The organism is Burkholderia latens (assembly GCF_001718795.1).
Lineage (GTDB): Bacteria > Pseudomonadota > Gammaproteobacteria > Burkholderiales > Burkholderiaceae > Burkholderia > Burkholderia latens_A.
Genome location: NZ_CP013436.1, coordinates 1 through 14945, shown reverse-complemented (window position 1 = coordinate 14945; position 14945 = coordinate 1). Strand labels below are relative to the sequence as shown.

17 protein-coding genes and 1 pseudogene are annotated in these 14945 nt (G+C 62.1%); 6 read left to right on the top strand and 12 right to left on the bottom strand.

Annotated elements, in window-relative coordinates; translation table 11 throughout:
• Positions 1 to 16: 16 nt before the first annotated feature.
• From WK25_RS15540 to WK25_RS15510, 9 genes are all read right to left on the bottom strand, one after another.
• Positions 17 to 460 carry a hypothetical protein gene (locus WK25_RS15540; RefSeq protein WP_069242027.1) on the bottom strand — a complete coding sequence of 148 codons (444 nt, stop codon included), beginning with the start codon at positions 458 to 460 and terminating at the stop codon, positions 17 to 19.
• Between the two features lie 269 nt (positions 461 to 729).
• Positions 730 to 1023 carry a hypothetical protein gene (locus WK25_RS31265; protein WP_156789040.1) on the bottom strand — a complete coding sequence of 98 codons (294 nt, stop codon included), beginning with the start codon at positions 1021 to 1023 and terminating at the stop codon, positions 730 to 732.
• 48 nt (positions 1024 to 1071) lie between these two features.
• Positions 1072 to 1305 carry a hypothetical protein gene (locus WK25_RS15535; protein ID WP_156789039.1) on the bottom strand — a complete coding sequence of 78 codons (234 nt, stop codon included), beginning with the start codon at positions 1303 to 1305 and terminating at the stop codon, positions 1072 to 1074.
• A gap of 30 nt (positions 1306 to 1335) precedes the next feature.
• Positions 1336 to 1542 (bottom strand): hypothetical protein, encoded by a 207-nt coding sequence (locus tag WK25_RS31260; RefSeq protein ID WP_156789038.1) that lies wholly within the window; start codon positions 1540 to 1542, stop codon positions 1336 to 1338.
• A complete protein-coding gene (locus WK25_RS15530; RefSeq protein WP_083253023.1) occupies positions 1532 to 2245 on the bottom strand; it encodes a helix-turn-helix domain-containing protein in 714 nt (237 codons plus the stop codon). Before WK25_RS15530 ends, WK25_RS31260 begins: the two co-directional genes overlap by 11 nt.
• Before the next feature lie 189 nt (positions 2246 to 2434).
• Entirely contained in the window at positions 2435 to 2635 is a 201-nt protein-coding gene (locus WK25_RS15525) for a hypothetical protein (protein WP_069242025.1), read from the bottom strand.
• Positions 2636 to 2682: 47 nt separating this feature from the next.
• The gene (locus WK25_RS15520; RefSeq protein ID WP_236857830.1) at positions 2683 to 3042 is read right to left on the bottom strand and encodes a hypothetical protein; all 360 of its coding nucleotides are present in this window, start codon (positions 3040 to 3042) and stop codon (positions 2683 to 2685) included.
• A gap of 299 nt (positions 3043 to 3341) precedes the next feature.
• The gene (locus WK25_RS15515; protein WP_011695140.1) at positions 3342 to 3752 is read right to left on the bottom strand and encodes a type II toxin-antitoxin system VapC family toxin; all 411 of its coding nucleotides are present in this window, start codon (positions 3750 to 3752) and stop codon (positions 3342 to 3344) included.
• On the bottom strand, positions 3749 to 3991 hold the full coding sequence (locus WK25_RS15510) for an antitoxin (protein WP_059569609.1): 243 nt from the start codon (positions 3989 to 3991) through the stop codon (positions 3749 to 3751). Before WK25_RS15510 ends, WK25_RS15515 begins: the two co-directional genes overlap by 4 nt.
• Positions 3992 to 5198: 1207 nt before the next feature.
• Here WK25_RS15510 and WK25_RS30495 point away from each other — a divergent pair.
• The 3 genes from WK25_RS30495 to WK25_RS15500 all read left to right on the top strand — a co-directional run bounded on the left by WK25_RS30495 (position 5199) and on the right by WK25_RS15500 (position 8641).
• Entirely contained in the window at positions 5199 to 5555 is a 357-nt protein-coding gene (locus WK25_RS30495; protein WP_083253022.1) for a hypothetical protein, read from the top strand.
• Complete coding sequence (locus WK25_RS15505) at positions 5552 to 6178, top strand: hypothetical protein (RefSeq protein WP_069242023.1); 627 nt, start codon at positions 5552 to 5554, stop codon at positions 6176 to 6178. The genes WK25_RS30495 and WK25_RS15505 overlap by 4 nt, the downstream gene beginning before the upstream one ends.
• Positions 6179 to 7414: 1236 nt before the next feature.
• Positions 7415 to 8641, top strand: a complete 1227-nt coding sequence (locus WK25_RS15500; protein ID WP_069242022.1) for a replication initiation protein — start codon at positions 7415 to 7417, stop codon at positions 8639 to 8641.
• A 34-nt stretch (positions 8642 to 8675) separates the two neighbouring features.
• Here the strand turns inward: WK25_RS15500 and WK25_RS15495 are convergent.
• Positions 8676 to 9620, bottom strand: a pseudogene (locus WK25_RS15495) (OB-fold nucleic acid binding domain-containing protein); the annotation flags it as partial.
• Between the two features lie 211 nt (positions 9621 to 9831).
• Positions 9832 to 10698, bottom strand: coding sequence for an IS5 family transposase (locus WK25_RS15485; protein WP_083253021.1), 867 nt, complete (start codon positions 10696 to 10698; stop codon positions 9832 to 9834).
• Between WK25_RS15485 and tnpB the strand changes: the two genes are divergently transcribed.
• From tnpB to WK25_RS31255, 3 genes are all read left to right on the top strand, one after another.
• On the top strand, positions 10684 to 10992 hold the full coding sequence (tnpB, locus tag WK25_RS30490) for an IS66 family insertion sequence element accessory protein TnpB (RefSeq protein WP_167432652.1): 309 nt from the start codon (positions 10684 to 10686) through the stop codon (positions 10990 to 10992). The two genes, WK25_RS15485 and tnpB, sit on opposite strands and share 15 nt — an antisense overlap.
• 32 nt (positions 10993 to 11024) lie before the next feature.
• Complete coding sequence (tnpC, locus tag WK25_RS15475) at positions 11025 to 12632, top strand: IS66 family transposase (RefSeq protein WP_420480839.1); 1608 nt, start codon at positions 11025 to 11027, stop codon at positions 12630 to 12632.
• 247 nt (positions 12633 to 12879) lie between these two features.
• Positions 12880 to 13686, top strand: coding sequence for a hypothetical protein (locus WK25_RS31255; protein ID WP_156789037.1), 807 nt, complete (start codon positions 12880 to 12882; stop codon positions 13684 to 13686).
• A 230-nt stretch (positions 13687 to 13916) separates the two neighbouring features.
• Here WK25_RS31255 and WK25_RS15465 read toward each other — a convergent pair whose 3' ends face one another.
• Positions 13917 to 14894, bottom strand: a complete 978-nt coding sequence (locus tag WK25_RS15465; RefSeq protein ID WP_069242019.1) for an IS5 family transposase — start codon at positions 14892 to 14894, stop codon at positions 13917 to 13919.
• Positions 14895 to 14945 lie beyond the last annotated feature (51 nt).

Genomic DNA, 14945 nt, shown 5'->3' with positions numbered 1-14945 from the left:
GAATCAAAGTCGAAGACTATATGCCGACCACGTGTTCGACGAACCAGTCGTTGAATGCGTCGTAACCGGCGACCGTGCGGCCGAGCCGCTGCGCGTTGTCGAACGCACGCACCAGCATCCAGCAGGCGGCCGCCTCGAGATCGGCGACGAGTTCGATCGTCGGCGCGCGATCCCAATGGCGCAACGCATCGAACACACGGTTCTGTTCGATCCGAAGGTCCGCCTTCTTCTGGGGCGCGTAGGGTGCGAGCCAACGCGCGAGCGGCTCCATTTGTTCCCACTGCCGGTCCAGGTTGTGCGGCTGCTTTCCGGCGGCCAGCGCGTCGCCGAACACGCGCTCGGCGGCGCCGGCTAGCGTGATGGCGGCTGCGTAACTGCGTCGCTCGAGAAACAACGTGACCGCGAGTTCGAGCTGCTCCTGCGCAAGGTCCAGCCGGTTCCAGGTTTGCTCGCCGTTCATGCCGCTCCATTGGGTACGAAAGTGCCCGCCCCACGCGGGGCGGGCGGAACTTTAGTGGGGCAGATGGTCGATCAGGACGATCACCTGGTACGCCCACCATCCTGCTCTCATCACTGCGACGATGAAGTTCAGCCAACCAGTTACCGTTTCGCGGTTCATATGAGCACCTTGCTCGTAGGGAATGGACCCCCTACAGGTGTTCAAACGACGCACAAAAGTGGCTATCCAGGTCGACGCGGATCCAGATGTCGCTGCAATTCACTGTCGAGCTATGCGGACGACTCGCCCATGTCCGGCGGGATGCTGTCGCGATACTCGACGAGGCCCAGCAGGGCATCGTGAACCGCGCTCGGGTTGCAGTGGTCGCGCACGATCAGCCCGATCGCCCCGGACAGCACATGCGTTTGCCGTTGCGCCACGCTCATGTCACGAACTTCCGCGTAGCAGGCCAGCGCGGACCGCTCATAGGGGCGCGACAAGCCCTCAGGATCGGGCCACGGCACCAGCGCTACCTCGCCGGAATCCGGATTCCAGCACAGCATCGTATTGGTTGCGTCTTGCATCTTTTTCTCCGTTTGCATCGTGCGTCGTGCCCGCCGTGCGCCTTTCGCCTATCCCTTGTCGGTCGGCAGGCACTGATAGGACCAGCTTCGCGCCCGATACGACTGCACCGTGCTACCGGGCGAGACCTTGGTGTTGGCCTTTTCCACTTCCGCCTCGTGGCGATCCAGGCGCGCCACGGCTTCGGTGCCCGTGCGCTGACACAGCGCCTCGGACTTGTACCCGCCATCACCGATCGCCATCGATCCGCTCACCATCAAAACCAACAACCAGCTTGTTGCCATCCCGTTCTCCTATTTCGACACCTGGCACGCTCACTCGCCCCGCCGTCGACTGCATCGACGGGCACGCCCGCTTGTCAAGCCGTCACCTTGCAGGCGTACGCCAAACAGGATGAACACGGTGACGAGCGCGACACCTGCCACCACCAGTCTCCATACCGAGTCCGCGAACGCGCCCACGCCTTGGATGAATGCTGACCCTGCGACGACGATTAACAGCACCCACTGATTAGTCGTCATGCTGCTGCCCTCCGTCACGAGGTTGCGTGCGCGGCACGCGCTGCTCGAGGTGGATCACGTTGTCCCGCGCGAAGCTCACGCGCTCGCCCAGGGTAAAGCGTTCGAGAGGCGCACCGGCGGGATACGCGGCGCCCAGCCCCGTCACGATCGCGCCATACGCGTGCTCGTCGACCAGGCCGTCGTGGACGCGATCGGCACACACGGTCGCCACGACCAGCGGCCCGGCGATCGCCTGCAGGTGCACGACGTCGCCGCGCTCGATGGTGTCGCGTGCAGTGTCGCGCAGCGTGTCCCAGCCGCGCGTCATCGGGCCCGACGCCGGCGCGAAGTCCTCCCGGAAGCGCGTGCCCCACTCGCGGCACAGCAGCTGCCAGGACGCGACCGGCATCGTGCCGACGCCGGCCTCCCAGCGCTGCACCTGCCGGGTGGTCACGCCCAGCCGCTCGGCGACGCCGGCCTGGGTGCGTCCATGCCGCGTACGCATGCCGACCAGCTCGGCCGCGGTCGGCGGGTGGCCCGCCGGCACGCGGGGGGCGATCTCGAACGTCACGCCCCCGTCCCACTCGAGCGTGACCGGGCCGTAGCATTTCTCGCAGGTGGCCGCCGCGCCGTCGTAGCTGTCGTCCGGGTGATGGACCTCGCCGCGTTTGCCGCAGGCCGGGCAGCGGTACACGTACAGCACGCCGTCTTCGATCTTCTCCATGGTGGCCCTCCGGACCAAACCCGACAAAATGTCGTGTGCTTGCATCGTAGCACGACATTTTGTCGGGTCAAGCACTATTACAAATCGCCCTTCCGGGTTTTCTGCCATTAAACGCAATGCCGATAAGGAGAGTTATCGGCATTGACAACGCACCACAAAAACCCGGCCGCAGCCGGGTTCGCCCGTCGCTCAGGACCGCAGGATCAGGTACGCGGCCACGAACGGCAGGTTCGCCGCGGCGATCGCCGCCAGCGGGTGAACCAGCCCGTAGCTCGCTGGCCACACCACCGAGAGCCCGCGGTCGACGCACGCCAGCGCGATCAGCGCCGCTCCGGCCGCCACGCCCCTGCCCCACCCGCCTTTCTTGTACTGCCAGGCTGTCAGATTCATTGTCGAGATCCTCTGGATTCACACGGTGGATTCTATCCTGCGGCCGCTCACGCAGCGGGCTCGCCGTCCGGCAGTTCGGGGTCCGGCAGGAACGACACCTGGCCTGGCGGGATGACGAAGCTCGGCAACCAGTCGTCAAGCGCCGTACACACGTGCTCGTAGGCCGCGTCGAGCCCGGAACCCTCCGGGGCGTTCGGCGCGTCCGGAAACAGGCGCCGGCCAATCTCGATCATGTCGTCATCGAGGAAGCCGTACCGCCCCCTTTGCAGCATGGTCCACAGCGCATCGTAGCGCTCGGCCTCGAGGGACATCAGACCGACCGACATCGCGTCGGCAATTCGGAACTTCATGTAGCCGATGCACCACTCGAGGTACATCTGCTGGACAGCCGTCATCGGCGTTGTCACTTCGCCATCTCCTTCGCCACACCCACATATCGCGGCACGGCGATCGACATTCCTGATGCGTGCGGCGGTCGGCCGGCGCTTATTGCTCGCCCCGGGACGCGTTGACCGTGCACACGATGCACGCGGCGAACGTTACTCCCGCCGGTACGGCCCAGCCGAGCGCGAGGCACCCGACAGTCAATGAAAAGGCCAAAATCGCCGCACCGCCGAATCCGTTCATCCCCGCTCCTATTCTGTTCTCAGGCGCACTGGCGTGCGTCGGTGGCGCCCACCGTGCCGCCGGCGGCCGCCACGCCGCGTTATGTCGCCGATCGCAGCCAGTTTTCGACCGGCAGCCCGGCAACGCGGGTGAATTCAGCCGTGTTGTCCGTGACCAGCACGGCGTCGACGGCCAGCGCGTGCGCGGCGATCAGCATGTCGTTGGCGCCGATCAGCTGGCCTTGCTTCTCGAGCTCGGCCCGCAACCGCCCGTAGCAGCGGTCCGCGTCGGGCTGCAGCGGCAACACGGTCAGGCTCGCGAGCAGTTGCTCGACGCGCTGCGCGAGCGTCGACGAGCCGCGCTTCCAGACGCCGAACCGCAGTTCCGCGGCGACGACGATCGAGGTGCACACTTGCTCCGGCGGGGTCTCTCCGATCCGGGTGGCGCATGCGCCGCGCGGGTCGCGGATCACGTTCGACAAAATGTTGGTATCGAGCAGGTACAGCGTCATTCGATGTCGACCGGTTCAGGCGGAAGGTCCTCGATGTCCGGAAACGTCTCGTCCAGCGGGGTCCATTGGGCGAACAGCTCGCGCAAGGGCGCGGCCTCTACGGGCTCGATGATCAAGCGGCGGCCTTCCCGGTGGATGGTGACCTCCGAGACCGGTAATTCGAATTCGCGCGGGATCCGCACGGCCTGGCTGCGCCCGTTGCGAAACAGGCGCGCGTGGCGGGTGTCATGGGTTGGCATGGGGGACCTCCAATTCAAACGGGACGGCATATGCCACAGCATATACAAGCCGACACCTATTCGCAACTTTTGTCCTGCCGCCGTCGTCACTCTTGTAATGTCATGCCACTATAACGTCACGCCATTGCGGATCACATACGCTATAGCATCACGCCACTACACCACTACACCACTACACCACTACACCACTACACCACTACACCACTACACCACTACACCACTACAAGTCTATAACGTCATAACATCGCAGCACCATGGCGTTATAGTGGTCCATCTTCAGGCGCCCTCGATACCCGCACCCCTATACCTCTACAGCGTTACGCCATCACACCGCTACAGCACTACAGCACTACAGCACTACAGCACTACAGCACTACAGCACTACAGCACTACAGCACTACAGCATCATGCCACTGACTCTCAATTGAAGCGGCGTCTGCAGCACCATACCCCTATAGCACCACACCATCATGCCACCGCAACGGTACAGCATCATAACATCGTAACGCTACGACATCATGATGATATGAATTCATGGTTTTATAGCGGCACACCTCTGCAACATCAGGGCCGGCGATCTCGGCACCGACCGAGGACTATAGTGCTATGCCGCTATAGAGCCACGCCATCATGCCATCACGACCGCACAACCTCATAACGCTGTAATAGCATAACGCTATAACGTTACGATGGCGTGAGCCTACGACGTTATGCCGTCATAACGTTGCAGCGTCACGTCGAGGAGTGTCGGTGCGCGCCTATAGCGCTATACCTCTATAGAGCTATGCCATCATGCTATCGCGACGGTACAGATTTATAAGTTTGTGATGTTGTGACGCTATGCCGCTATGGCGTTATGACGGCACGAATCCGCGACGTTATGCCGTCATACCTCTGCAACATCGCGGCGAGAGGTCTCGATGGAGATGTTGCGCTCTAGCGCTATACCTCTATAGCACTACACCATCATGCCATTACGGCGGCACCGATTTCACGACGTCGTGACGGTGTGATGTCATACCGCCATGACGCCATAGCGTCGCGGATTTGCGACGTTACGCGGCGAAGTAGGTAACGATCGATCCGAAGCGCGGTTCGTGATGTTATGATGGCATGCCGCTACGGCGTTATGCCTTCATGACGCTTTAATGCTCTGACGGCGTAGCTCTACAACCGCATACAGCTATAGCGCTATAAGGGTAAAACCATGAAACCAGCAAAAGGCGTTGACGATCTGGCGTCTCGCTTGCGCACCGCAAGTGAAGCACCTCTTGTGCAACCCCCCGTCAACGAGCCGTCCGGCGGCCCGTCGCCTGCAGCGCCGGCTCAGAGCGTCCCGGCGTCGGTATCCACCGATCCTCGTGAACCAGTACCCGCTGCCAAGAAAGTAGCGAAGAGGGCAGGGGCAAAAGAAGTCATCGACACAATGGCGTTGACATTGCGTCCAACGCGAACGCTGCACGCGCGCTATGTCGCGGCCGCCGCGAAACGCAGTCAGGAACTCGGACGAATGGTGTCCGCGCAGGAAATCATGCTCGAAGTACTCGAAAAGGGGAAAGTATGAGCAATATCGTTTATGTCGGTGGTCAAAAGGGTGGTACGACCAAGACCACTACGTCGCATTTGATGTCTCTCGGTGCCATTCTCCGTAAGCAACCGGCGGCATATGTCCTGACGGATCCGCATCGACGCGTAAAAGAACACGGGCGACCGTACGGCGTACTCGATGGGCGGGACGCCGCTCATCTTGCCCAGATCCTGACAGCGAGCCAAATCACCAAAAATGGATGGCTCATTGTCGACGGCGGCGGCAACCGTCCTGCTTTTGACAAGGAGATGGCCGCGGCAGCTCACCTAACGCTGTTGCCGTTCCGCGCCTCGGAGGAAGATCTCGAGGCGGTCGCGCTTGATATGTCCGCTATGCCCGGTGCAATCGCGTTGCCGTCTGCATGGACAACCAATAAGCACGCACAAGCCTCGGCGCAGCGCTACATCGATGCCTTGGAAAAGGCATTTCCCGGACGGGTGCTTCACCAACCAGCCTGGTTCGTGAATTCTGCGGCGGAGCTCCTCGGCGCGACGCTTGAAAGCCCCTCAACAGCCGTTCGAAACGCTGCGCGACATTGCTTCGATATTCTGTCCGCTGCATTTGCGCAGCACGGGGTGCCCGCCGAAGTACCTGCTTGATCGGGAAGTTGCAGCGAAGCTGGGACGCCGCTCGGTGTCGTCGGGCGTTGCTCGGCGCAAAATTGCGCCCGGCGGGCCACGCCTCCGTATTACTTCGTCGGCAATCCTAGGCGTCATTCGCTAGACGTGCGCGAGTGGTCCGGACCGTTTCCGATGGCCGTCCCACACGCGCCGGGGTTGAGGCGCCGATGTTCGAGGCGATCTCTGGGGAGAGGGTGACGAAATTTCACAGAGGAACAACACCTGTGGTTGCCTTTAAAAGACAACCCCTTTAAAACCTTTAGCTTCCTGAGCTCCTTATCCGGCGAGCGTTTCACGGATGATCGGTCATCCTTTATGGGGCTAAAGGTCAGGGTCTGTGGGGCGGCTCGGTCGTAGTTTATGGGGTGGGGTCATGTTTTGTGGGGCAGCGTGATTTTAACTTAAGACCGCACCTCAACTAATTGAATACAAAGGGATATCTTCGAGACTTAGAGCGAATCGGATGGTCGCAGGTCGTAGTCTGGGGGGCAAAAAGTCATGATTTGTGGGGCGGCTCAGTTGGCCTATCGAAATGGCGCCCTTATCGCGTCTCAAAGGTCATGGTTTGTGGGGGGGATGCCGACTAGTGAGTAGGCGCACACTTCCTACTAAATCTTTGAAACTATTGAATAGTTTCTCACCCGATTGGAAAGGTCATGGTTTGTGGGACGCTCATGCGTCGGCCTTAGTCGCTTCAGGTCATGGTTTATGGGGCTTGCTCCTGCAGCAAATGTTGTCGCCCGAGAGGTCGCGGTTCATGGGGAGCGTGGGCGGCCCATTCTGTCCGGCCGCTGCTCACTATTCATGCAGAGTTCGGTGTACGGTGCATAGAAATCAGAGCCAAAGGTCATGGTTTGTGGGGGCTGTGGCCGGAGAGCTGGGCACTGCGGCCAGAAAGTCATGACAGGTCATGGTTTGTGGGGCAGGGGCCGACAAGTCATGGTTTATGGGGAAGGCGCGAAAGGTCATGGTTTGTGGGGCGAACAAGGGGCTTCGGATCGCTTCCGGCTCAAGCAAAGGTCATGACATATGGGGACGTCGTCTCTTTGCGCGATAGGTCATGGTTTATGGGGCTGGCGTCATGACCGAGCAAAAGTCATGGTTTGTGGGGCATTCGAATAGTCGTGCTTTGTGGGGAGTATTTAAAGGTAATCCGCAAGAGCTTGCGAACATGACTTTTGCGCCCTAGAATGCTCCTCAACCTATGAGGACAGCATGGCGGTGGGAAAACAAAAATCCGGTAGCTCGTTGATTGCCAGTGTGCCGTCGAGCGAACTTCGCAAGCACGTTGGTACGGTGCATGTCGGTGGCGATCTCGGGTTGCTTGGGCGGAAGTTGTCGAATGTCCTACTGCTGAACGCCTACGACAACCTGTTGAAGAAATCAGTTCATGAGATTCCCGTTGGGATCATGAGCGAGATGCTGGGGTTCGATAGTAAGAACACGAGTGCACTCAAGGAAGCGCTCAAGAAGATCTCGACCACTCCGATTGAGTTCGATATCTTGCATGCGGCTGGGGACGAGGAGTGGGGAGTCACAACCCTTCTGAGCTCGGCGAACATCCGGAACGGGATCGTCACATACGAGTACAGCAGCGCACTCGCGAACAAGCTCGCGAATCCAGAAATCTACTTGCTCATCAACATCAACGTTCAAAAGCAGTTCAGTGGGGCGTATGCGCTCGCTTTGTATGAAAACTGCTTGCGATTCAAACGCACGGGGTCGACTGGTTGGATATCGGTCGACATCTGGCGAAAGCTTCTCGGCGCCGAAGCGTCAACATATGACGAGTTCAAACACTTCAATTCGGAAGTGATCAAAAAGGCGGTGAAGGAAGTAAACACGGTATCGAATATATTGATCACTCCGGAGTACGAACGACAGAACCGTCGTGTCGCCAAGATCCGTTTCTTGGTGGAGGACAATCCGCAGCGGTCGATGTACGACGAGAGTGATAGTGAGGAGCAGGCCGCGATCCGCGATTCTGAAACCTATCGTCGGCTCGTGAAGCTTGGTATCTCGGGCCGACTTGCTGTCGATTGGATCCAGCATGATCCAGATCGGGCGACGAAGACGGCCCAGTATGTAGAGCAGCAGATTCGGAACAAGAAGATTAAAAAGAATGCTGGCGGATACGCGCGCACGGTATTCGAAGGCGGGGGAGACATCGAGACGGTTGAGGTGATTGAAGAGTCCGCGCGTCGGGCGCAGAAGGCAGTGATCGATGAAGCAGAGGCCGCGGCAGATGCGAGGTCGAAGCTGATCGCTACTGCGATTCGCGGTCTGTCGTCGGACGAGCGGAGCGAGTTCGTGCGCCAATATGCAGCGTCTGGGGGCGCCGTCGGGTCGTATGTCGAAGCAGAAGGGGTGTTCAAGAACGTTCTCGAGAAAACTGCCTTCACCGCATGGCTTGCGGGTAGGATTGGCGAAACGCTCGCGTAAATCTTCCGTTAGCTCGGCTTCAATGATGTAGTCCCTAACAAAACTCCCGCGCCGTCGTCGGCAGTGCGCCGAGCAACTCGGTCCGGTCGACGAGCTTGCTCGCGATCAGATGCCGCACCTTACCTTCGGCCTGCCATACGCCGTACACAGCCAGCAGCGCGGCGCCGAGCGCTTCCTTCCGGAACTTCTCCAACAGACCGGGCCAGAGGATCACGTTGACCTGGCCCGTCTCGTCCTCGAGCGTCATGAACAGCACGCCGTTCGCCGTGCCCGGCCGTTGGCGTACCGTGACCAGTCCGCACGCGCGCGCGAGCTGGCCGCTGCGCAACGTCGCCAGCTGCTCGGCCGACTGCAGGTGATCCAGCGCGAGGCGATCGCGCAGCAGCGCCAGCGGATGCCGGCCGAGCGTGAAGCCCATCGCGCGATAGTCGGTTACGATCTCGTGACCCTCCGATGCCCGAGGCAATGCCGGCACCGCGTCGTCGCGTTCGGTGCCGCGCAGCAGATCTCGATCGGGCACGGCGGCGGCAGCCAGCCACAGCGCGTCGCGTCGGTTATCGCCGGCGAGCGCTCGAAGTGCGTTCGCGCCTGCGAGCACCTGCAGGTCGTGCCGATCAAGCTGGGCGCGACGCGCGAGGTCCGCGACGTCGGCAAACGGCCGCGCCGCGCGTGCGAGCTCGATGCGGCCGGCGACGTCCTCGCGCATGCCGCGCAACAGCGAGAAGCCGAGGCGCACGGGCGCCGACGTCGTCGGTCCTTCGATCGCCGAATCCCATGTGCTCGCGTTGACGTCGACGGGCAGCACCTCAACCCCGCGGCGCTGCGCGTCCTGCAGCAGCTGCGACGGCGTGTAAAAGCCCATGGGCTGGCTGTTGAGCAGGGCGGTCAGGAACACGCCCGGTTCGTGTCGACGCAGCCAGGCGCTCGAGTAGACGAGTAGCGCAAAGCTGGCCGCATGGCTCTCCGGGAAGCCGTATTCGCGGCGTTGGTGCATGCAACTGGTTGCTAGTTTCGAGGGGATTTCAGTGGTTGTCCGCTGAAGGAGCGGATGATTCATGAAGTACCGGACATGGCAAGATTCGTGCTGCGAAGGGATGGCGCGGCAGGCGAAGTGATCGGGCTGGTGTGGTCGAGCGAGGTCACGGCGCGTTGCGCCGGCCAGACGGCTGCCCGCGGCGCGCGAACCCGGATCAGCGGCGGCAGTAGTGCCGCAGGTTGATCATCGTGTAGGCCAGCGTCTTGAGCGCATAGTGCACGTCACTGATGCGTTCGAAGCGCAGCAGCAGACGGCGGAACGTGTCTTCCCAGGCAAACACGCGTTCGATGGTTCTAAAGCGCTCCGCGAAGACGGCTGCATCGAAATGCCGCCTGCGACCCCGCTTCGGTGTTTTGCGCCCGCGCGCATTCTCCGGGATGTTCGGAGTCATGCCGCGGTTGAAGATCGCCTTGCGGTTTTCGCGGCAGTCGTAGACGCCATCCAGACTGACGGTTGAGCCTTGCAGGTCTGCGCCGATGGCACGGGCCATGGCGGTGAGTCTGGGCAGCGCGTCGCGCAACAGGGGCGATTCGTTGCGGTTGCCTGGCGCCGTCACGAACGGCGCGATGATGTTGCAGTTGCGATCGCAGAAGGCCACCACCTTGTCGCCCTTGAGGTGCTTGTGCCCGCTGTAACCGAGGTTGTCGCCGCCTTTCTTTGCCGCCGTCGTCGTGCCGTCGCCGTGGATGGTCGAGAGGTCGAGGAGCTGGTCATGGTGGAGTTGATCAACTGAGCCCGCAAAGACCCGGTCGATGCTGCCGTCGGCCTGCCAGCGTCGCATCATTCGGTAGATGCGTGTGGGGTGGATTTCAGGCAGCCCGTTTGCATTCGTTTCGATCGGCAGCATCTTCCACTGGCACCCCATATAGAGCGCCTGCAGGATGTAGTTGAAGATCTTCTGCAACGGCAATGTCGGCGGCGGCCCGCGCCGGCCCCGGCTCAGATGCGGCAAGACAAATTGCTCGAACTGCGCTTCACTCAATTTCGTCGGAATCGCCTGCCGTCCATGGTTTCCAGCCATTTTCGCATCCGCAAACCCTTGACTTTAACCGGTCCGCCCTCGCCAACCCCGCAAGCCAGTCCCGATGCGGCTCGCAGACAAATTCGGCCACTTCGGAAAACCCGCAATCAGTTGTGGGATAAAAACGGCTTCTGGCTCCTGCTGAAGCGGCTCGAGGCGGACCGGTTTATCTGGCCCCGCCGCGAGCAGCCGGTGATCGAGCTGAGTGTCGAGCAGCTGGAATGGCTGCTTGATGGGATCAATCTCGATGCGATGAAACGTCACCCGAAGCGAAGTTACCGCACGGCGGGATAGAACGCTGAACATGATGGCGGTCTAATGCCGCAATGTCCAACGTCACGCTCACCGCCGAACAGTATGACGCGCTCCTTGCCGGGCGCGATGCTGCCGTTCTCGAACGGGACGAAGTCGTCAGTCAGCGCAACACGCTGCTCGAGGAACGCGCGAACCTGCGCGCCGAACTGCGCGTGGTGACCACCGAGCGCGACCTCTATCACGAGCGTCTGAAGCTGTTCCAGCGGCGGCTGTTCGCCGCGAAGAGCGAGGCGCGTGATCCGCGCCAGCGCGACCTGTTCTTCGACGAGGCCGAGGCGCTTGCGGACGGCGCGGAACCCGAGCGGGAGAGCGATGGCAAGGTCGCGGTCGGTGCGCACCAGCGCACGCGGCGCGGCCGCCGTCCGCTCGATCCGGCGCTGCCGCGCGTGACGGTGCGCCATGACCTGAGCGAAGCTGAACGTACCTGCGAACACGACGGCTCGACGCTCGTGCAGATCGATGTGCGGGTGCGCGAGCAACTCGACATCGTGCCCGAGCAGATCCGCGTGATCCGCCACGAGTATCCGGTCTATGCGTGCCCCACCTGCGATCAGGGCATGCGCACCGCACCGGCACCGGCGCGCATCATCCCGCGCAGCCTCTTTACCGAAGCAGCGCTCGCGCGGTTCGTGGTGGCGAAGTTCGTCGACGGGCTGCCGCTGTATCGCGTGGCGGCGATTCTGCGGCGCATTGGTGGCGACATCTCGCGCGGCACGCTGGCGGCCACCGTGATCCGGCTAGGCGTCGCGGTGCAGCCGCTGATCAACTTAATGCGCGACATTCTGCTCGACAGCGACATCCAGTACGGAGATGAAACCACCGTGCAGGTGCTCAAGGAACCGGGCCGTGCCGCGCAGGCAAAGAGTTTCGTGTGGGTGCAGATGAACGGCACCGGGCCGCCGGTGCGCCTGTTCGGCTATAGTCCGACGCGCGGCACCGCGCAGGCGGCCGAGCTGTACGCGGGCGTGCGCCCGGGCGCGGTGCTGATGACCGACGGCTACGCGCCATACGACGAGATCGCGCGCGTGAACCAGCTCGTGCATCTGGGCTGCTGGGCGCATGCACGGCGCTACTTTGTCGAGGCCGAGGCGGTGCTGCCCAAAGAGAAGCGCGCAGGTTCACTGCCCGGCCAGTTCGTGGCGCTGATCGGCGAACTGTTCGCGATCGAGGCACGAGCGAAGGACGCAACCGATGCCGCGCGGTACGACCTGAGGCAGCGTGACAGCCGCCCCGTGCTCGTACGTATCGGAGTGCTGCTGCTTGACAACGTGCACGCGGTACTGCCGCAGGGCAAACTCGGGCAGGCGCTGCACTACCTGCAGGGGCAATGGCCGAAACTGATCCGCTACGTGGAAAGCGGCGCGTGGCCGATGTCGAATAACGCCTGTGAGAACGCGATCAGACCGTTTGTCGTCGGCCGCAAGGCATGGTTATTCGCCGACACCGTGCGCGGCGCAAAGGCCTCGATGAACCTGTATTCGCTGATCGAGACGTGCAGGGCCAATGGCGTCGAGCCGTATGCGTATCTCAAAACACTATTCACTGCGTTGCCTCACGCGCAGACCGCCGACGACTATGAGTCGCTGCTGCCGTGGCAACTTTCCACTTTGGATGTGTAACGCTTGCGACGCGTCCACCTTATAGAGACATAGAGATATGGGAATTTGCTTCAGCCGTAACAACCCTGCTGCCTACGAAGGGCAATCAGGGGCTTATGATCTCCAACACCAGACCAACAGGCCTGTACAGCCGAGTGCCTCGGCGCCTGCCGGTCAGGCACTATCTGTGGATTCTCGGCTTGCTGAATTATCTGGCATCGGAACTCGAAGGAGCGCCAGTCACACACGGGCAGGCCTTGAGGCCCGTATGTCCGGCCTCGCCGCCGAACCTGGGAATGCCGCGCGGCAACCTTCGCGAGCAACGCAGGCCAGCGGCGTCATCAAGCCTTCTGAATACCGTCCGCATGACGTTTCGGTCGCGGAACTCGCAGTCCCTCGGGAGGCGCTAACTTTCGGAAGTGATCTGCACGGGCAGTCAATTGTTTGCAGACCGCTGAAGGCCTATCAAGCCGACGTAGGATCGCCGTCGTCGCAAGCGAGGAAGACAGGGCGCTTCTACGAGGTTGATGCTCAAACGTTCGTCCGAGCCCGCGACCGAGCACTGCAAGCTCACGGAGATCGCGGGCGCGATGTGCTAGAACGGTCCGCGACTGACTTTGAACGGATGGGCGCAAAACTCTATCTCAATGGAAGCGGAAGCGGCGGGATTGCAACAACGAAGCCCACGCCGGATGGCCGCGTTGAAGCAATCAGCGGGTTCAATCTGCCGAAGACCGCCGGACGGCAAGAATCGCTTGACCTGACCCGGCGTGGCGTCATGAAAATCGATAACGTCAACGTAGCCGAATGCATGCAGGGGTTGGCTGCGGATCGTCTCAAGCTCTACGGTTACAAGACCGTCGCAACACTTCGAATTACCGAGAGATTGCCGGCTGGCTGGCCTCAAGACCGAATGGGCGAGCAGATTCACTCACTGGTCAAGATCCCGGATCACCTGGTGGGTTCCAGCGCACTGGACGCTCCCGCCGTCCAGTGCACAAGCAAAGAGGAATTCTACGAAGCTGGGCTGCAAGCGTACAAATCGATGTACGGGAAGTCTGGACAAGGCGAATAGCTTGCACGCGGGGATCAAGTGTCACGTCGTTGGGCAGCCGCGCATCGCCCTCTCCCTCCACGATTCGATGCTCGCGATCATGTCGGCGACGGCCGAAACGTGAGAGGACGCCTTTGGGTTTGCGCTTAGAGGCCAGTTCAAAAAGCCCGTGAGGGGCTGTTTACTTCCTCGGCGAGCGGCGTTGGTGCATGGAGGCGCCGCCGGGCGCAATGCGCCCCTTACCCCGTGGGCTATGCGGCGTGCACCTTACAGCGAACGGACTTCGGGCGTGCCGCGGCCAGCATGCGGTTGAGCACCGCCACGCCGATCGCCACTTCGGTCTGCTGAGCCTCGGGATCGCGTGCCCGCAGACGCGCGCCGATCAGCGCCTTGTAGCGGCCCATCGTGGTTTCGACCAGGGCCCGCCGGCCATAACCGCTCGCCTTCTGCCAGGCCAGCCGCCCCTGTGCCGCGATCGATTCGAGATGGCGGTCACGCTGCGTGGGCGGCCCGGTCTCGCAGCTGCGCACGGCGCTCGAGCGCGGTGGAATCACGATCTGCGCGCTCGCGCTGTGGCGCGTGACCGTCTGGTACGTCGGGGCACCGTCATGCGCGCCGTCGGCGATGAACCGCCCGAGCTCGCCCGGGATCTGATCCAGCAGCGGCGCGACCTGGGACGGATCGTCGCCGTCCTGATCGGTGAGCGTGTGCGCCACGATCTGCCCGGTGTCGGCATCGACGGCCAGATGCAGCTTGCGCCAGCTGCGGCGCGACTTCACACCGTGTTTCTCCTGCAGCCACTGCCCCGCACCGTAGACCTGCAGCCCGGTGCTGTCGACCAGCAGGTCCAGTGGACCGTCGGGCAATGGTGCAACGCTGAGCGCGGGGCGCCGCTTCGCGCGCCGGCTCAGCGTGGTGTGATCGGGCACCGGCAGCGTCAGGCTCATCAGCCGCAGCACCGAACCGAGCAGGCCTTCGGCTTGCCGCAGCCGCATGCGCAGCGCACTGCCCAACATCAGCGCGGTCTCGATCGCCCGGTCCGAATAACGCGGCTGGCCGCCCGGCGTGGTGCGCCGCGGCGCCCGCCACTGCGCGAGCGCCTCGGGCGTGATCCACACCGTCAGGCTGCCCCGGCTGCGCAGGCCCGCTTCGTACTCAGGCCAGTTCGTCACGCGGTGCGCCATCTTCGGGATGTGATGCCGGCGAGCGGCGTTATGCTTGTGCGGCATGCGGCAGGTTCTCAAGGGGCGGGGCGTCACTCTATTACCCCAACCTTTCAT